Source organism: Turicibacter sp. (assembly GCF_017941855.1).
GTDB classification, from domain to species: Bacteria; Bacillota_I; Bacilli_A; order MOL361; family Turicibacteraceae; genus Turicibacter; species Turicibacter sanguinis.
In genome coordinates, this window is sequence record NZ_JAGAVR010000098.1 from 1 (window position 1) to 20,133 (window position 20,133).

The 20,133-nt window shown below is 33.6% G+C and carries 14 protein-coding genes; all 14 read left to right on the forward strand.

Annotated elements, in window-relative coordinates:
* The first annotated feature begins 333 nt into the window (after positions 1 to 333).
* The 14 genes from J6D32_RS10155 to trxB all read left to right on the forward strand — a co-directional run bounded on the left by J6D32_RS10155 (position 334) and on the right by trxB (position 20,115).
* Entirely contained in the window at positions 334 to 699 is a 366-nt protein-coding gene (locus J6D32_RS10155; protein ID WP_006785176.1) for a hypothetical protein, read from the forward strand.
* 67 nt (positions 700 to 766) lie between these two features.
* Positions 767 to 1,426, forward strand: coding sequence for a B3/B4 domain-containing protein (locus J6D32_RS10160; RefSeq protein ID WP_006785177.1), 660 nt, complete (start codon positions 767 to 769; stop codon positions 1,424 to 1,426).
* A gap of 91 nt (positions 1,427 to 1,517) precedes the next feature.
* Entirely contained in the window at positions 1,518 to 3,170 is a 1,653-nt protein-coding gene (locus J6D32_RS10165; protein ID WP_009606383.1) for a glutamine--tRNA ligase/YqeY domain fusion protein, read from the forward strand.
* A gap of 901 nt (positions 3,171 to 4,071) precedes the next feature.
* Positions 4,072 to 6,297 carry a DNA helicase PcrA gene (gene pcrA, locus J6D32_RS10170; RefSeq protein WP_006785179.1) on the forward strand — a complete coding sequence of 742 codons (2,226 nt, stop codon included), beginning with the start codon at positions 4,072 to 4,074 and terminating at the stop codon, positions 6,295 to 6,297.
* A gap of 55 nt (positions 6,298 to 6,352) precedes the next feature.
* Positions 6,353 to 8,341, forward strand: coding sequence for an NAD-dependent DNA ligase LigA (ligA, locus tag J6D32_RS10175; RefSeq protein ID WP_040764069.1), 1,989 nt, complete (start codon positions 6,353 to 6,355; stop codon positions 8,339 to 8,341).
* Positions 8,342 to 8,353: 12 nt separating this feature from the next.
* A complete protein-coding gene (locus J6D32_RS10180; RefSeq protein ID WP_287467650.1) occupies positions 8,354 to 9,535 on the forward strand; it encodes a CamS family sex pheromone protein in 1,182 nt (393 codons plus the stop codon).
* A gap of 95 nt (positions 9,536 to 9,630) precedes the next feature.
* Complete coding sequence (locus J6D32_RS10185) at positions 9,631 to 11,502, forward strand: sensor histidine kinase (protein WP_287467651.1); 1,872 nt, start codon at positions 9,631 to 9,633, stop codon at positions 11,500 to 11,502.
* Positions 11,503 to 11,575: 73 nt separating this feature from the next.
* Entirely contained in the window at positions 11,576 to 14,410 is a 2,835-nt protein-coding gene (uvrA, locus tag J6D32_RS10190) for an excinuclease ABC subunit UvrA (RefSeq protein ID WP_287467652.1), read from the forward strand.
* A gap of 372 nt (positions 14,411 to 14,782) precedes the next feature.
* Positions 14,783 to 15,757: a resuscitation-promoting factor gene (locus tag J6D32_RS10195; RefSeq protein ID WP_006785184.1), complete on the forward strand. Its 975-nt coding sequence runs from the start codon at positions 14,783 to 14,785 to the stop codon at positions 15,755 to 15,757.
* Positions 15,758 to 16,055: 298 nt separating this feature from the next.
* The gene (locus J6D32_RS10200; protein WP_006785185.1) at positions 16,056 to 16,589 is read left to right on the forward strand and encodes a phage holin family protein; all 534 of its coding nucleotides are present in this window, start codon (positions 16,056 to 16,058) and stop codon (positions 16,587 to 16,589) included.
* A gap of 82 nt (positions 16,590 to 16,671) precedes the next feature.
* Positions 16,672 to 17,610, forward strand: a complete 939-nt coding sequence (gene hprK, locus J6D32_RS10205; protein ID WP_006785186.1) for an HPr(Ser) kinase/phosphatase — start codon at positions 16,672 to 16,674, stop codon at positions 17,608 to 17,610.
* Between the two features lie 55 nt (positions 17,611 to 17,665).
* The gene (gene lgt / locus J6D32_RS10210) at positions 17,666 to 18,520 is read left to right on the forward strand and encodes a prolipoprotein diacylglyceryl transferase (RefSeq protein ID WP_006785187.1); all 855 of its coding nucleotides are present in this window, start codon (positions 17,666 to 17,668) and stop codon (positions 18,518 to 18,520) included.
* 15 nt (positions 18,521 to 18,535) lie between these two features.
* The gene (gene ppaX / locus J6D32_RS10215) at positions 18,536 to 19,186 is read left to right on the forward strand and encodes a pyrophosphatase PpaX (protein WP_055164621.1); all 651 of its coding nucleotides are present in this window, start codon (positions 18,536 to 18,538) and stop codon (positions 19,184 to 19,186) included.
* Positions 19,186 to 20,115 carry a thioredoxin-disulfide reductase gene (gene trxB / locus J6D32_RS10220; RefSeq protein WP_006785189.1) on the forward strand — a complete coding sequence of 310 codons (930 nt, stop codon included), beginning with the start codon at positions 19,186 to 19,188 and terminating at the stop codon, positions 20,113 to 20,115. The genes ppaX and trxB overlap by 1 nt, the downstream gene beginning before the upstream one ends.
* Positions 20,116 to 20,133: the final 18 nt, after the last annotated feature.

Sequence of the window (20,133 nt, forward strand, 5' to 3'; positions counted from 1 at the left end):
CACCTAAGGATCAAAAAGATTTCAGTACTGAGACTCATTTATAATAGTGAAATATATTTCTGTTTGTATATAGAATAAAAAATTATAACAAACATTAATCCCTATGGAAGATTTAAGATTTTGGCTCTGTTAGACGAAAATGTTGTTTTTAATACTTCATTCGCTTAAAGCAAAGATCACCTTTAAAAATTCTTAGTTAAAATCATTGCTATTAAGCATTTTTACCCACCAACAAAATTGTCTAACACAGCGAAGATTTTTAAAAAAATGGGGATAAAATAGAGATTAATTGGGAATCATAAAGTGGAAAACTCATTTGAGGGAGCTATGTTTATGGTCGTTATTGTATTTTTGATTTTATCTATTTTAATTTTGTTTTTATTTTTTGTGAATAAAATTCGTGTGACACAAATTAATCCATCTAATTTATTTAATTGGATGAAGTGGTATGCTTTATTTTTAGTTGTTTATTATGTTCTATCTTCTAATCAATATTATATTGATGGGATGAAGCAACCCTTTATGGATATCATTAATCTAAGTGTCTTAATCATTATTTCGTTTGGAATGATACTGTATGTTCAACAATATTGTATTGAAAAAGAACGAGAGCAAAAACTTAAAGAATTGGCAGTAGCTTATGCTTTGATGGAAAATGAACTTCGTCAAAAGGAAGCTGATTCTATTAATAAAAATTAAGAAGATAGTTTAAAACTATCTTTTTTTAGTTATATAATAAGTATTATGACAACTTGGAGGAGAAATCATGACTACAATTAAAATAGATCAACAATTAAAAGAAAAAGTTCCGGGATATTGTTTAGCGGTTATGTCATTTGAAATGACGGTTAAACCAACAGATGACGCATTAAAGAATGAAATGTTAGAGATGGAAAAAGACGTGATGAATCGATTAACTCTTGAAACGTTATTAAAAGAACCACGTATTGCTGCAGCTCGTAGTGGGTATAAGGCATTAGGTAAGGACCCATCACGTTATCGTTTATCAACTGAAGCACTTCTTCGCCGTTTAATTAAAGGAAGTGGTCTATATTTTGTAAATAATGCAGTTGATATCGGAAATGTTTTATCTGTTAAAACTCAAAGAAGTGTCGCAGTTCTTGACCTTGATAAAATTCAAGGAGATGTGCTGATTCGTATAGGAAAAGATGAGGCTTACGAAGGGATTGGCCGTGGCCAAATTAATATCGAAAATATTCCAGTCTATTGTGATGAGATAGGACCTTTTGGGACTCCGACATCTGATACGCCAAGAACTCGTATTACGGAAGAGACGAAAAAGATTTTATTATTTATTACATCGTTTAATGGAACTGATGGATTGGAAGAAGATGCGAAGTTGGCACAGGATTTATTTACTAAGTATGGCGAAATGATGAATTTATCAATGGATTTAGTGGAATAATGATACTATCTAAAGTAGACTTATGATATAATCTAGAAATGGATTTTTATTTTATAAAAAGGAAATTTTTGAATCTTAGCGAGGTGTTTTTATGGAAATGGTCAATGAAAATTCAAACTTCATTAAGACGATTATGAAAGAGGATTTAGAAAGTGGTAAACATAAAGAGATTATTACACGTTTCCCACCAGAACCAAATGGTTACTTACATATCGGACATGCGAAAGCGATTTTAACAAATTATTTATTAGCTAAAGAATTTGGCGGAAAAATGAACCTTCGTTTTGATGATACAAATCCTGTAAAAGAAGATGAAGAATATGTTCAAGGAATTATTAACGATATTAAATGGTTAGGTGTAGAGTATAACCAATTATTATTCGCTTCTGATACTTTTGATAAAATGTATGAACATGCAATCGATTTAATCAAAAAAGGTAAAGCTTACGTTGATGATCAAACTCCTGAACAAATGCGTGAAAATCGTGGAACATTAACTCAACCAGGAGTTGAATCTCCATACCGTAATCGTACAGTAGAAGAGAATCTAGAGTTATTTGAAAATATGAAAAATGGTCTTTATCCAGATGGTTCTCGTGTACTTCGTGCAAAAATTGATATGGCTTCACCTAATATGAACTTACGTGACCCTGCTTTATATCGTATTTTACATACAGAGCATCATAATACAGGTAATAAGTGGTGCATTTACCCAATGTATGACTATGCTCATCCACTTGAAGATGCATTTGAAGGAATTACTCACTCTTTATGTTCATTAGAATATGAGGATCACCGTCCACTTTATGATTGGGTAATTGAAAATTGCGAAACAGAAGCTAAACCTCGCCAAATTGAATTCGCTCGTTTAAACATGAAAAATACAATCATGTCAAAACGTTATTTAAAACAATTAGTTGATGAAGGGATTGTTTGTGGATGGGATGATCCACGTATGCCAACAGTTGCAGGACTTCGTCGTCGTGGATATACAGCAGAAGCTATTACCAACTTCATTCAAGAAGCGGGATTATCTAAAGCGGTTAGTACAATTGATCCACAAATGTTAGAACACTTCATCCGTGAAGATTTAAAATTAAAAGCGCCTCGTACAATGGCAGTGTTAAAACCTTTAAAAGTTGTAATTACAAACTATCCAGAAGGACAAGTTGAATATCTAGACGCTGAGATTAATCCAGAAGTTCCTGAAATGGGAATGCGTAAAATTCCATTCTCTCGTGAAATTTATATTGAACAAGAAGACTTCATGGAAAATCCAGTTCCTAAATACTTCCGTTTATTCCCTGGAAATGAGGTTCGTTTAAAACACGCTTACTTCATCAAGTGTACAGATGTGATTAAAGACGAAGAAGGTAATATCACTGAAATTCATGCGACATATGATCCAGAAACAAAATCAGGATCAGGATTCACAGGACGTAAAGTAAAAGGAACAATTCACTGGGTAGATGCAACACACAACATCCCAGCAGACTTCCATTTATACGAACCATTATTAATCGAAAATGAAGAAACAGAAGGATTACCATTCTTAGAGCGCATCAATAAAAACTCTGAAGAAATCGTACAAGGATTCGTAGAAGAAAACATGAAAGATGTAAAAGGACACGACAAATTCCAATTCTTCCGCCATGGATACTTCAACGTGGATCCAATCCGCACAAAAGACGGAAAACTATCATTCAACCGAATCGTATCATTAAAATCAAGTTTTAAATTATAAAGCTGTGGCAGTGGACTTACCGCCTGTAATTAAGCTTTTTATATAGAAAACACGCTCTACATGAGCGTGTTTTCTTTTAGACGAAGTCTCTATTGTTGGACAGGTATCGAAGCCCACAGCTAAGTTTATATAAGGCCACGTTCATTGAACGTGGTTTTTTTTCTAAAGTGCTTAATCACTGATGGGGAGGGCCCATTATGTGAAGTATTAATCTTTATCTTTAATGATGTGTATGAAAAACACAGAGGGTGAATAAAACTGTAGAGGTTCCTCAATGATTGTCGAAGATAATCTACTACTTAATGGTCAGGGGAATTAGCATTTGGTCGAGGTCTAAAATCTTAGAATTCGTGTCGTCAATTCTAAGATTTGCATTATTCTAGTTGAGCTTTTTTATTAGGGGGGAAGTTTATAGGAAATACGAGTTTTAAAAGTTAAGATCACGTATAAAATAAGTGTTTTTTTAAAATTTAAATAAGTATAAATTTATCAATGTTTGGATGTGAATCTAATTTATCAAAAGTTGAATAAGGAATCTGAAATAACTGTAAAATAATAAATATGTCTCTTTTCTAAATTTATTCTCAAAAAATGGCTGAACTTGAACATTTGTTTGTTTAATTTGATAGCTAAAATTGTTATAATAAAACAGAATGTCTTTAAATATGAAATAATTGAAATTTTTATATATAAGACTAAATAATTTTTAGAAGGTTAAAAAATTTTTACTTCTGCTTACTAACGGAGGATCATTCTTTGATGTAGGGAATTTATTCCTAGCAGTTGGGGAATGTGTTATCACACACTTAAATCCCTTAGACTATAGGACGTCTTACTATGAAAGCTAAGACTGAGTATAAAAATGTTAAAAAATTATATGTTTGAATATAGAGGTGAAATGATGAATCATTTATTACAGAATATGAATCCACAGCAAAAACAGGCAATTGAGACAACTGAAGGTCCATTACTTGTTATGGCAGGAGCTGGTTCAGGAAAGACACGTGTTTTAACGCATCGTATTGCTTATTTAATGTCTGAAAAATTAGTAGCTCCGTATAATATTTTAGCAATTACGTTTACGAATAAAGCTGCACGTGAAATGAAAGAGCGTGTGGAAAAACTAATTGGTGATCGTGGAAAAGATGTTTGGATTTCAACATTCCACTCGATGTGTGTACGTATTTTACGTCGCGATATCGATTTAATTGGATATGATTTAAACTTTGGAATTTTAGATGATACAGATCAATTAAGTGTCATTAAAACAGTTATGGAAGAATTAAACTTAGATCCAAAACGTCAGTCGCCTAAATACTTTTTAAATCAAATTAGTAATGCGAAGAATGAACTAAAAACACCTCGTGATTTACGTAAGGAATTTGAAAATGAAGATGTTATTCGTGTTTATGAAAAATATCAACAAGTATTATTTAAAAATAACCGTGTTGACTTTGATGATTTATTAATGTTAACTGTTCATTTATTTGAAAGAGAGCCTGAAGTTTTAGCATTCTATCAAAACAAATTCCAATATATCCATATCGATGAGTATCAAGATACAAATAATGCTCAATATACCATCGTTAAGATGTTAGCTAAAAAGTTTAGAAATATTTGCGTTGTAGGAGACTCTGATCAGTCAATTTATAGTTGGCGTGGAGCGAATATTGAAAATATTTTATCATTTGAACATGATTATCCTGATGCAACAGTTGTTCTACTTGAGCAAAACTATCGTTCAAAACAAATGATTTTAAACGCAGCTAATGATGTTATTAAAAATAATAGTGGACGTCGTGATAAAAAATTATGGTCTGATCGTGGTGTTGGTGATGTTATTGAATATTACCGTGCAACAGATGGTGATGTAGAAGCGACTTATGTAGCAGACAAAATCTCTTATATGCACCGAGATGCACATGAATACCATGAGTTTGCTGTATTATATCGAACAAACTCTCAATCACGTGCGATTGAACAGGCGCTACTTCGTCAAAATATTCCTTATCGTTTAGTTGGTGGACAAAGTTTCTTCAAACGTAAAGAGATTAAAGATTTAATGGCCTATCTGCGATTAATTTTAAATCCTGATGATGATTTATCATTTGCACGCGTCGTTAATGAACCAAAGCGTGGAATTGGGGCAACGTCTGTGGATAAACTTAAAGTTTTTGCAGCTGAGTCTGAACTATCATGTATGGCAAGTATCCAAGATGCAACAGGTGTTATTCCTAAAGCAACATTAAATAAAATGATGGATTTTAAAACAATGATTTATATGATGCGTATGGAAATGGACACGTATTCAATGGTTGAATTAATTGATATGGTTCTTGAGCGTACAGGTTATTTACAAATGTTAAAAGATGAAAAAACAATTGAAGCAGATAGCCGTATTGATAACTTAGAAGAGTTTAAATCGATGGCAGGTCACTTTGAGGAGCAAGAATTAGATTTAATTTTAGCTGAAGAAGAAAGTGAAGAACGTGCTGAAGATTTACCAACATCAGTTAAATTAACGATTTTATTAAATGATTTAATGTTACAAACGGATGTTGAAACGGAAGAAGAATCAAATGAATCAAAAGTAACACTTATGACCATTCATGCTGCAAAGGGTCTTGAGTTCCCTGTTGTTTTCCTTTGCGGATTTGAAGATGGCGTCTTCCCACTACGTTCTGCGATTGAAGAAGGAGCCGATGAATTAGAGGAGGAGCGTCGATTAGCTTATGTGGCGATTACGCGTGCGGAAGATATTTTAATTATTACAAACGCACAAAGTCGATATCAGTATGGAAATCGTACAGCGAATCCAGAGTCAATGTTTATTCGTGAAATTAGTGAAGAGTATTTAAATAAAACAGGTGTTCAATCACGCCCACGTCCTTCATTTAGTTTAAGTGAAGTATTAGAGCCTAAAAAAGAAGAGCCGAAGCGTAACATTAAAACTATTAGCTTAAACAATAATGCCTCTTGGAATAGTGGCGATAAAGTGGAACATGAATCATTCGGTGAAGGCGTTGTCGTAGGAGTTAAAGGAGAAGTCGTTTCAATTGCTTTTAGTGCTCCGCACGGCATTAAAAAGTTGATGGGATCACATCCTGCTTTGAAAAAACGTTCTTAATGAGTCATGATTAAACATATAAAGAAGAGTAAATATGAGTAACGGAGGATTAGTCATGGAAAAACTTCGAATTGAAGAGTTAACAAAGCTTTTAACACAGTATAACCATGAATATTATGTATTAGATAAACCGAGTGTTAGCGATCGTGAATACGATCGTTTAATGCAGGAATTAATGGAACTTGAAGAAAAGCATCCTGAACTTAAGTCTAATACCTCTCCAACGGTTCGTGTTGGAGGAAAGGTTCTAGAAGGATTTAATAAAATTGAACATGAAAAACCGATGTTATCTCTTTCAAATGCTTTTAATGAGGGTGACTTACGTGATTTTGATACACGAGTTAAAAAAGTATCGCCAAAAGCAACATATGTTTGTGAATTGAAAATCGATGGATTAGCCGTGACGCTACATTATAATAATGGAGCCTTTGTTAAAGGGGCAACACGTGGGGATGGGGTCATTGGAGAGGATATTTCGGAAAACTTAAAAACAATCAAAACAATTCCTCTTCATATCAATAATAATCAACCGCTTGAAGTACGTGGTGAAGTTTATATGTCAAAAGCGACGCTTGAGAAGTTAAATGAAGAACGTGCTGCTAAAGGAGAAGAGTTATTTGCAAATCCTCGTAATGCAGCCGCAGGTTCGCTTCGTCAATTAGATTCACGTATTGCGGCAAAACGAAACTTAGCAATGTTTTGTTACGCGGTTCCGAGTGCGGCTGATTTAGGTTGTACAACACATGAGGAGAGCTTACAAAAAATTTCTGAACTTGGTTTTAATGTAAATCCAAATCGTCAAGTCTGCGAAAATATTGATGAAGTCTTAGAGTACATTAACCGTTGGACAAATGCGCGTTTTGATTTACCGTATGAAATTGATGGAATTGTAATTAAAGTGAATCAATTACAGGAACAAGATAAGTTAGGAAACACAGTGAAGAGTCCACGTTGGGCGATTGCCTATAAGTTCCCAGCTGAAGAAGTTGAAACCATTTTAACGGATATTATATTTACGGTTGGTCGTACAGGAATGGTAACGCCTAATGCTGTGTTAGAACCGGTTCGTGTAGCGGGAACTCGAGTTTCTCGTGCAACGTTACATAATGAAGATTATGTGACATCACGAGATATACGTATTAATGACCGTGTCATTATTCGAAAAGCAGGAGAAATTATTCCTGAGGTTGTAAAGCCAGTCATTGATGCGCGTAATGGCGATGAAATACCATTTGAAATGATTTCAACTTGTCCACGTTGTTCTAGTGAATTAGTTCGTGAAGCAGGTGAAGCGGATTATTATTGTTTAAATATTGATTGTCCTGCGCGAATTGTTGAAAGTTTAAGTCATTTTGTTTCTCGTGATGCGATGAATATTGATGGACTTGGAATCAAAGTAGTCGAGCAGTTATTTGAACATAAATTAATTGAAAATGTTGCAGACATTTATCGCCTAACAAAAGAGCAATTATTGCCTCTTGAACGTATGGGAGATAAAAAAGCAACGAATCTATTAAATGCAATTGAAGCAAGTAAAGAAAATAGTTTAGAGAAATTATTATTTGGACTTGGAATTCGTCATGTTGGAAGTAAGACAGCTAAGGTTCTAGCAACTCAGTTTGAAAATATGGATTCGTTAATGGATGCAAAATTTGATGACTTTAAAGTAGTAGCAGAGGTCGGAGATGTTATTGCAAATAGTATCGTTCATTATTTCTCTCAAACGGCTAATGTTGAATTAATTGATCAGTTAAAAGAACTAGGATTAAATATGTCATATAAAGGGGCCCGTTTAGCTGATGCTAATACAGAGCACGTATTCTTTGGGAAAACAGTCGTATTAACTGGAACACTTGAAACGTTATCGAGAAAAGAAGCAGGCATTAAATTAGAATCGCTTGGGGCGAAAGTTTCAGGAAGTATTAGTTCTAATACAGACTATTTAATCGCTGGAGCAAAAAGTGGTTCTAAATTAACCAAAGCGCAGCAATTAGGCGTGACAGTATTAGATGAAGCAACGTTTTTATCGATGATGAATGAGTAGGAGGGGCTAAAAATGAAAAAAATTTATTTAAGATTTTTAAGTGTTTTTGTACTTAGTATACTATTAGTTGCCTGTTCAAAACCTCCAGTTCCAGCAGTACAAGAGGAGAATATTTCGCAAGTGGCTCCAACCAAACAAACATTATCTAATGATGCGACAGAACAGTACTATCGTACGATTATTCCATATGTTTCAAGTCCAACTCGTGGATTAGTTTACTCTTATTTAGCTAATAAATATGATATTGAAGAGATGGAGCTTTCGTTAATGCGTTATTCTCAGTCTTATTTCAATACGAATGAAGTTTATTTCCAAGAGGGACAGTATTTAACAAAACCTGTTGTGAAACAAATGTTAGCAAAGAAAAAAACGCAAGCAGAGTTAGAGCAAGCGTTAGCTGAAGATGATGAATATGTTGATTTAGGCTTAAATCCTTCAACTGGTGAGACAATTGAAATTAATGGTCTGACCATAAATCCTGTTTATTTATCATATTTACTAGAACAAGATTATGTTGTACTCGAGGGTGATCAAACAACGTTAAAAGGTGTTTCAATTGGACTGGCGTTAAATCCTTATCAAACATGGAAAAATGAAGAATTAGGATATACACAAACCGTTGTCCTAGAAGAAGAAGAACTAATTGCAAAAGGAAAAGAGATTGCTCAACATGCCATTGATATTTTGAGAACTCAAGAAGGTTTTGAAAATGTTGATATCATGGTCGGATTGTATGTTCTACAAGAACAAAGTGCAGTCGTTCCAGGGCGTATGGTAGCTAAAACATTAGTTTCATCAGGCTCAAGTAAAATTAAAAACTGGGATAGTGTTAATGAACAATACTATTTATTACCAGATAGTAAAATTCAAGAAATTGATTATGAGTTATCTGAACAGTTTGTCAAGTTCAAAGATACAATCAAAGAATATTATCCTCACTATTATGGAGTAATCGGAGTCGCTCATTATGTTGATAATAAGCTAGATAATTTAGAGATTACTGTCAATATTGATTTTTATGGATTAGCTGAAAAGCTATCATTCCATCAGTTGTTAGCACAGTTAATGAATGAGACATTCTCTAATTATTATGATATTACAGTCGTAGTGCGTTCAACTGAAGAAATTTTCGGAATTTTAACCCGTAATGCTAATGAAAAAGATATAGACGTAAATTTAATTAATTGGGAGTAAGAAGATCTAACAGAAGAATGTATACTAATTCATAAAATGAGAATTTTATTTTTATTTCTATTAGAGAGATTGAGTAAATGAAATAGAGGGATGAAATGAAACGATTAATTTGGCGCTTGACTATGACTTTTTGGGCTTTGTTCGTCGTCGTAGTTTGTGCTTTTTGTGTCAATTTTTATTTAAATTATGAAAAAAGTTATTCACAGAAATTATTAGAAATCGATCGTAACTTAAATACTATTGGTGAGGAAATTAATGATACCTTAACCAAATATACGAATTTAACATTGTCAGTTGGAAGTGTAATTGAGGGGTTTTATGAGAGTTCGTATCAGGTATATCAAACTTTGCCAGATTATCAGATTAATATGATCTTGCAAGAAATAGAAGAATCTAATACAAAAATTTTAACAGACGATAACGTGTTAAGATTAGCTTATCTCCAAACCTTTAAACAGTTGGATATTATTTTGTCAGATTTACAGGAAATGTATATGGAACAATATAATCTTTGCGATTTTGAATTAGTACCTTATTCTAATTCAAATCAATTAGAAGATGAGTTAAAGACGATTGATTATATAGATAAAATAGAGTTGACAAATGGTGTGACTATATTAGAGATTGACAAGGATAATCAACGTCTTGGAAGGACTTATAAAGAAATCCACTACAAGGGAAATCCTATTGGATATATCATGCTAGAGTATTTGGCTCATTATGTAGATATTCCGCTAATTTCGACAATGGATAATATTATTTATTACATCGGAAATAATGTTTATATTCAAAGTGATAGTGCTGATTTAGAGATGGTTGAAGAGTTATCTACCGATAATATCGAGCTAGTTATCAGAGAGTTAACAAATAAGGGGTATTATGTGAGTCGCTTTAGTCCAGCAGATGAAATTGTTAAAATGGTTCATTTTTATTCAACAGCTGAACTACAGGAAATGGTATTAAGGCAAACGATTAGTTTATTTGAGTTTAGTACTATTTTATTGATTATTTTATTCTTATTTGTATCCTATTTACTTTTTATCTTGATCATTAGACCTTGTTATTTATTAGTTGACTATGTAAGACGATGTGGAGAAGGAGATTATACAATTCCACCTGGTATTAACTCGAGTTGGCGTTTTTCATTTGTAAGAATTAGAAATGCTTATTTAGAGAATGAACGTTTACTGGCCGTAAAAGATAATCAAAGTCAGGAACTTGAGTATGCTTGGAAAAAAGCATTAGTTGCTAATCAGGCTAAGACACATTTCTTAGCAAAAGTATCACATGAATTGAAAACACCATTAAATGCGATAAAAGGATATATTCAGTTATTAAAATTAAGTATTGATAATCCAAAACAGTTAAGACAAATTGAAATAATTGATCATTCAAGTGATTTATTATTAAAACAAGTCGATGAATTATTAGACTTCTCTGTAATAGAGGATGGAAAAGTGAAATTAGAAATTGATACGATCGACTTATTCCAAACAGCGCATGTCATTGAAGAATTATTTATTATTAATACGAGTAAGAAAAGTCTTGATTATGTCGTAAATATCGATGAACAAATTCCTTCTGTTTTATATGGTGATGAAGCAAGGATTAAACAAATTATTATTAATTTGATGTCAAATGCTTTAAAATTCACAGAGCATGGCAAAATAGAAGTTAGTTTTGATTTAGATTATCAAACAGAAACTGAAGTTTACTTGAGTATACGAGTTAAAGATACTGGGAAAGGAATTGCTGAAAATAAGTTAAATTCTATTTTTGATTCCTTTACACAAGAAAATAACTCTATTTCTAGACAGTTTGGTGGTACAGGGCTTGGATTAAGTATTTCAAAACGATTAGCTGAAGTAATGGGAGGGAATCTGATTGTAGAGAGTAAAGTGAATGTTGGTTCAACATTTACACTGTTTTTACCTTTATCAAAAATTCCAATCATTATCGAAGATTAAATGCTGAATATGGTTTTAAAAATTATGAAAAACATTTTTGTTTAGATATAGAAAGAATGAGGTGAATCTCATCATGAATGATAAAATTATCGTAAAAGGTGCTAGAGAACAAAACTTGAAAAATATAGATGTTGAAATTCCACGTAATCAGTTAGTTGTTTTAACTGGTTTATCAGGTTCTGGTAAATCATCACTTGCCTTTGAAACGATTTACGCAGAAGGTCAACGCCGATATGTGGAAAGTTTATCGGCTTATGCCCGTCAGTTTTTAGGCAATATGGAAAAGCCAGATGTAGACTCTATTGAGGGATTATCTCCAGCTATTTCGATTGATCAAAAAACAACAAATCGTAATCCTCGTTCAACAGTAGGAACAGTTACAGAAATTTATGATTATTTGCGCCTACTATTTGCTCGTATTGGAAAACCTGTGTGTCCCGTTCATGGTGTAGAGATTAAAGCTCAATCAGTTGAACAAATGGTTGATCGTCTATATGAATACCCAGAACGTACAAGAATGCAAATTTTAGCTCCCATGATTGTAGGTAAAAAAGGAACACATGTTAAAGTGTTTGAACAGTTAAAAAAAGATGGTTATGTTCGCGTCCGTGTTGATGGTGAAATGAGAGATTTAGATGATGAAATCGAGTTAAATAAAAATAAAAAGCACACAATTGAAGTCGTTGTTGATCGTATTGCAATAAAACCAGATTCAAGTGCTCGTTTGGCAGATTCATTAGAGACTGCTTTAAAACTTGGAGCAGGAAAAGTATTAATCGATGTGATAGGAGAAGAAGAATTAGTATTTAGTGAACACTTCTCTTGTCCTTATTGTGATTTCTCTGTTGGTGAATTAGAGCCTCGTATGTTTTCATTTAACTCCCCATTTGGAGCATGTCCAGAATGTAGTGGTCTTGGTGTTCAGAAAAAAATTGATGTGGACTTATTAATTCCAGATCCAAAATTATCAATCGCACAAGGTGCTATTCGAGGATGGGAAAAGGAAGAAAATTATGCCCGTAAAATGCTAGATAACGTTTGTCGCCATTATGGAATTGATTTAGATAAACCATTCGAAGAGTTAACAGATAAAGAAAAACAAATTATTTTATATGGAACGACAGAACCGATTCATTTTTTATTAGAATCTGAGAGTGGGATAAAGCAAGAAAAATTTGATACTTATGAAGGTGTTGTTAATAATCTAGAACGTCGCTATATGGAAACTAATTCATCATTTATGCGCGAATGGATTGAAGGCTTTATGTCTGAATTAAAATGTAAAAAGTGTCAGGGTAAACGTTTATCGCAGCAAGCTTTATCTGTTTTAATTGATGGAAAAAATATTAATGATTTTACTGATCTTTCAATTCAAGAAGCATTAGATTTTATTGAAAACTTAAATTTAAATGATAAAGATAGATTAATTGCAAATTTAATTTTGAAAGAGATTACAGAACGATTAAGCTTTTTAGTTAATGTTGGATTAGATTATTTAACATTAAGTCGTTCAGCAGGATCATTATCAGGAGGAGAAGCACAACGTATTCGTTTGGCAACGCAAATTGGTTCACGTTTATCAGGTGTTTTATACGTGTTAGATGAACCTTCAATCGGATTACATCAGCGTGATAATGACCGTTTAATTGAAACATTAAAATCGATGCGAGATCTGGGAAATACGTTAATTGTGGTTGAACATGACGAAGATACAATGATGGCATGTGATTATTTAATCGATATTGGTCCTGGTGCAGGGATTCATGGTGGAGAGATTGTAGCCGCAGGTACCCCTGATGAAGTGATGAAGAATGATAAATCTATTACAGGACAATACTTAAGTGGAAAGAAACAGATTTTCCTTCCAAAAGAACGTCGAAAAGGAAATGGGAATTTTATTGAAGTCAAAGGTGCTTCTGAAAATAATTTAAAAAATATTAACCTTTCAATTCCAATGGGTGTTATGAATGTTGTAACTGGAGTATCAGGGTCGGGGAAATCAACGTTAATTAATGATATCTTATATAAATCAATTGCGACAAAATTATATCGTATGAAAGATAAGCCTGGCGCTCATAAAGAGATAAAAGGACTCGAATTTATTGAAAAAATTATTGATATTGATCAATCTCCTATTGGGAGAACGCCACGTTCTAATCCAGCAACGTATACGGGTGTGTTTGATGATATTCGAGATTTATTTGCGGCAACAAATGAAGCAAAAGTTCGAGGTTATCAAAAAGGACGTTTCTCTTTTAATGTGAAAGGTGGCCGTTGTGAAGCCTGTCGTGGCGATGGTTTACTAAAAATTGAGATGCACTTCTTGCCAGATGTTTATGTTCCTTGTGAAGTTTGTCATGGTAAACGATATAATCGTGAAACTTTGAGTGTCACGTATCGAGGGAAAAATATTGCCGATATTTTAGAGATGACAGTCGAAGATGCGTATCATTTCTTTGAACATCATCCCAAAATTGCTCGTAAATTGAAAACCTTATGCGATGTTGGATTAGGATATTTACAATTAGGACAACCAGCCTCTACTTTATCAGGAGGAGAAGCACAACGTGTTAAATTAGCATCAGAGCTTCATCGTCGTATAACAGATAAAACGGTATATATATTGGATGAACCAACAACCGGATTACATGTAGATGATGTCAGACGATTATTAAAGGTTCTTGAGAGAATGGTTGATGAAGGAGCTACTATTGTTATTATTGAACATAATTTAGATGTGATTAAGATGGCAGATTATATTATTGATTTAGGTCCTGAAGGTGGTAATCGTGGAGGAACGATTGTTGCTAAAGGAACGCCAGAAGAAGTTGCTAATGTAGAGGGGTCTTATACCGGTAAGTATTTGAAAAAAGTTTTAGAGCGAGATCGTCTAAGACAAAATAGATAGAAAATAAAAGAGAGCTTTTTCTTAAGGAAGAGGCTCTCTTTGTTTTTTTAATTCATCTTAAAACGGTCGATAATGCGCATTTCAGACAAAGTGTTCTAGAAAAATCAGGAAAATCATCGAAAAACGAACGAAATGTGTCCGAATCACTATACTTTTATGTTCTTTTTGTATAAAAAATGTATTAAACAAGAATTAGAAGCGGTGATAGTGTTGACCTTTTTTTTGACCTCGTGCTATGATAGGCGAGTCGTAAGCTCACGCTAGAAAGATTACTTGCTTGTTTATCGGACGTAAAGAAGGAGGTGAACTGTTGCTAAAATGAGCTTGGTGAATGATTATTCACTATAGTGTTTTAGGCAACAGGCGCATGAGATGAAACGAGACCTAATTGCATTTATTACAGCTTTATGCGTAATAGTGGTTGGTATCTACGCCGTCATGCAATCCAACTTGAAGGAAGTAAACATCAATGATAATGGAGAGCTAAGTACATTCACAACATATCAGCAAACCGTGGATGAGTTCTTAAAGGAACAAAAAATCAGAGTTGGAAATTTTGATGATATGAACGTGAGTTTTGATGATCGCGTTTATGATGGTATGGAAATTGATATTACAAGAGCACAACCTGTCGTAATTAACGATGGGGGAATTAAAACTCTTGTTATGACAACGGAACCGACTGTCGATGATGTATTAAAAGCTCGTAGTATCGAGCTAAGTACAAATGATGAAATTTCAGTTGCCAGAACTTCTCATGTAGAAGGTGATATGGAAATTGAAATTACCCGTGTTGAAAAAGAGTATGAATCTGTTTATGAAGAAATAAATTTAGATACTGAATATGTTTACACGGATGAACTTCCTAGTAATGAACAGGAAGTTTGGAATGAAGGAAGTCCAAAAGTAGTTGAGCACGTCTACGAAAAAGTTTATAAAAACGGAGATCACGTTGAACAAACTAAAGTAGCGACTAATGTAGTTGATGAAGGTCAACCACGCACAATTGCTGTTGGAACTGGAGCCATTACTTCATTTGTTGCCAATATGACAGCATATGATGTTCAAAGTGCTGGTGGAGGTTCACGAGTAGCATGTAAGCCGTATACGGATGTTAGTAATACGATTTACTATAATGATAGTGAATACGGACAACTTCGTATCGTAGCCGCAGGGAAAGATTATCCTTGTGGAACAATTGTTGACATTGATGGAATCGGAAAAGCAATCGTTCTTGACCGAGGAAGTGCTATCACTGGAAATGATTTAGATTTATTGGTCAATACCAACGCATGGGATTTTGGCCGCAAATACAAACAAACTAAAGTCCTCAGATTGGGCTGGTAATCTTTCATTTACGAGGCGTTATAGCCACTTAACAATTTTAATTGCTTGTAGAGGGATGGACAGTTAGTGAAAGTTCTTACGACAATCAATATCAAGGTCATTAGCTGAAGCATTAAAATGGTCATAACGTGACGCGTAAATATTCAAGAGTCTTCTAGATTTAACATGATTGTTAAAGCTAGAAGGCTTTTTTATTATATTAAAAGCCCTAGAAACAAATTGACATGAATTGCTAAAAGTGTTGTGATACGTTTGAGTTATGATACAATAATATTGACTAGACTTTGGAGGGAGTAGAATGAATCGGAAAGAAAATCTTAATCAGTCTGATCGAGAAGTTATTGATGAAAATAAAGTAATTGAAAATCTCTTAAATGGGGATGCTAAAAATGAAAAAAAACAATCGGGTAAAAATCGTTCAGGTACCGAAGTCATATATTCAAAACAAGTTGGGTGCTTTGATTTAAAGTCTATTTTAATTAATTTAATGATTTATACGATTGTTTTAATGGTGACAAGTGGATGGTTAGGTGGATTTTATTTAGGTAGCTTTTTAGATGCCTGTAACGCAGCCATTATAATGTCTATCTTAAATATAATCTTAAAACCTATCTTAGTCCTTTTAACGCTCCCATTAACCATTATGACTTTTGGATTATTCTATGTTTTTGTTAATGGATTTCTGTTAGTTATAGCTGATTATTTAATGGGACCAAGTTTTGAGATTACATCATTTGGTGTTGCTGTATTAGCTTCTATTTTCATTTCATTATTAAGGATGGCAATTAACCATTACTTTTTAAAAGAAGATACAATAAAAGTGAAATTGTAATCAAAACTAAAGATAAGTCGTTTTCTAAACGATAGCTCATAAAGATGAATAAAATTCATTAAAATTATTTGGTGGTGATAGGATGAATGTCGTAACAGTTGCAGATTTAGTTCAAGAATTAAAATTAGAAGTAATCACGAAAGAGATTTCATTAGATCGTAAAATTACAGAACAAATGATTTCACGTCCTGGAATGGAGCTTGCGGGTGTTATAGAATATTTTAGAGACAGTGCAAAACGCCGTGTTCAAATTATTGGAACAAAAGAATGGTTATATCTTCAAACATTAGATTCACAAACTCGAAAAGAAAGAGCTCGTGTTTTATTCACAGAAGATACCCCAGTTATTATTTTCTCTAAAAACTTTGAAATTCCAGAAGAAATGATGGAGTTAGCAAATGAAACGCAAGTGCCGATGTTAAGAAGTCAAAAAGAAACAACTGTTTTATTTACATCAATTTCAAATTATTTAGAGGAAGCTTTATCTCCAATTGAATCAGTACATGGGGTACTTGTTGACGTCAATGGGATTGGAGTTTTAATTACCGGAAAAAGTAGTATCGGGAAAAGTGAGACAGCTTTAGAATTAATTCACCGTGGTCATCAATTGATTGCCGATGATCGAGTAGATATTTATGAAAAAGAACCAGGATTAGTTGTAGGACGAGCGCCAGAATTATTACAACAATTTATTGAAGTTCGTGGGATTGGGATTATCAACGTGGTTGAAATGTTTGGTGCCCGTGCGTATCGTCATAAAAAACGCGTGACATTAATGATCGAATTAGAAGATTGGAATAATGAAAAAATTTATAATCGAATTGGATTATCAGATGAAACGACTCGATTATTCAATACAGACATTACGAAAATTACAATTCCTGTTCGTCCAGGACGTAGTATTGCCTCTTTAATTGAAGTAGCTGCGATGAACCATCGATTAAAAGTTATGGGGTATAACGCAGCAGAAGCTTTCACAAATCAATTAAATAGCTATATTCAAAATAAAAATAATCAATAAATGATTTAGAGGTGAGGACGTGCAGCCTCACTTTTCATGTAATAAGGAGGATAATATGGATCACTCAGCAATTGAACCGTTAAATCGTGTATTTTTACAATTGGGGCCCATTACTATTTATTGGTATGCAGTTTTGATTATGTCAGGGGTCGCAATCGGACTTTATCTTGCCATTCGTGAAGGGAAACGTATGGGGATTAAACCAGAATTCTTTTATGATTTAGTGACATTTGGCTTACCAATCGCTATTATTGGAGCTCGTATTTATTACGTCGCTTTTTCTTGGGATTATTACTCTGTCCATCCTGAGGATATTATTAAAATTTGGCAGGGAGGGATTGCAATTCATGGTGCAATTATAGCATCTGTTATTTTTGGATACTTCTTCTGTAAACGAAAAAATATTTCACTGTGGCTTATCACAGATATTGCAGCTGTCAGTTTCTTTATTGCTCAAGCGATTGGACGTTGGGGGAATTTTATGAATCAAGAGGCGCATGGTGGAGTTGTTCCAGGTGCAACACTTGATGCTCAACGAGAATTTTTGCATTCATTATTCATCCCAGATTTTGTGATCAATAATATGTATATTAACGGGGCATATTATCATCCAACTTTCCTATATGAATCACTTTGGAATGTGATTGGATTTTTAATTGCAATCTTTATCTTACGAAAACTAAGTAAATTATTAGTTGGAGAAATTGCAGCCTTTTATGCTATTTGGTATTCAATTGGTCGTTACTTTGTTGAAGGAATGAGAACGGATAGTTTGATGTTAACGGATACGATTCGTATGGCTCAATTTATTTCAATCATCACAGTTATAGCTGTTTTAATTGTTGTTGTTGCAAGACGTGTAATGAAAAAGAATTTGGTCACATATCGTAGTTTCTATTTAAAAAACTAAAAGGAGTCTAGACTCATGATTAAAGCTGTATTATTTGATTTAGATGGAACTCTATTAAATACAAATGATTTAATCATTAAATCATTTACAGACACATTTAAACACTATTATCCGAACCGTGAATTCACATATGAAGAAATTATCGACTGTATTGGTCCAACACTCGAACAAACAGCGATGAAATATTATCCACAAAACATTTCGGAAATGGTTGAGATGTATCGTCATCATTATGTGTTAAATCATGATGGATTAATTAAAATCTATCCTGGAATCGAAGAAATGCTTAAAGCTTTAAAAGCTTTAGGATTAAGATTAGTCATCGTCACATCTAAAAAACGTGATATGACGTTAAAGGCAATGAAACATACAAATATTTTAGATTATTTTGATTATATTATTTCATCAGATGAAGTCACGCAACCTAAACCCCATCAAGAACCGATTGAATTAGCATTAAAAAAGCTAAATCTTTTAAAAGATGAAGTTATAATGGTGGGTGACAATTCACACGATATTGAGTGTGCAAATCATGCATCAGTCAAAAGTATTGCAGTCGGTTGGGCATTAAAAGGTGCAGATTATTTGCGAGGGTTTAATCCGACTTATATAATTAATACTGCTGATGAACTAGTAGAAATTATTAAAAAGGAAGGTGTTCAATAATGGAAAAAGTATATGATGTTGCGATTATCGGAGCAGGGCCTGCTGGAATGACAGCTGCAATTTATGCAGCACGTGCGAGTCTTTCTGTTGTTATGATCGAACGCGGAGCTCCAGGTGGACAAATGGTTAATACATTCGAAATTGAAAATTATACAGGATTTGAAAAGATTTCTGGGCCTGATTTATCAATGAAAATGTTTGAACATTCTCAAGCAGCAGGAGCTGAATATGCATATGGTTACGTTGAAAATGTAACAATTGCGGAGGATGGAACAAAAGTTATCGATTGTGGAGATCATAAAGTTTACGCTAAAACAATTATCGTAGCAACAGGAACCAAACACCGTTTATTAAATGTACCAGGTGAACAACAATTATCAGGACGTGGAATTTCATGGTGTGCTGTTTGTGATGGAGCATTCTTTAAAGGGAAAAAAGTTGCAGTTATCGGTGGTGGAGATTCTGCAATCGAAGAAGCTATCTATTTAGCTGGATTAGTTGAGAAAGTAACGGTTATTCATCGTCGTGATGAATTACGTGCTCAAAAAATTCTTCAGCAACGTGCTTTTGCTGATGAAAAAATCGAATTTGTTTGGGATTCAACAGTAGAATCATTTGAAGAAGCTGATGGAAAATTAGGTGCCGTAAAAGTTAAAAATGTGAAAACAGGTGAAGTATCAACAGTTGAGGCAGCGGGAGCATTCATCTATATCGGATTAGATCCAATTACGGAGATGGTAAAAGATCTAGGAATTACAGATGAATCAGGGTATGTAGTCGTTGATCACGCCATGATGACGAAGATTCCAGGTGTCTTTGCAGCGGGAGATGTTATTAGTAAAGAATTACGCCAAGTTGTCACAGCAGTTAACGATGGAGCAATCGCTGCACAATCTGCCTTTAAATACATTGAAACAAATTTACGTTAATTAACGAATGAACTCTCG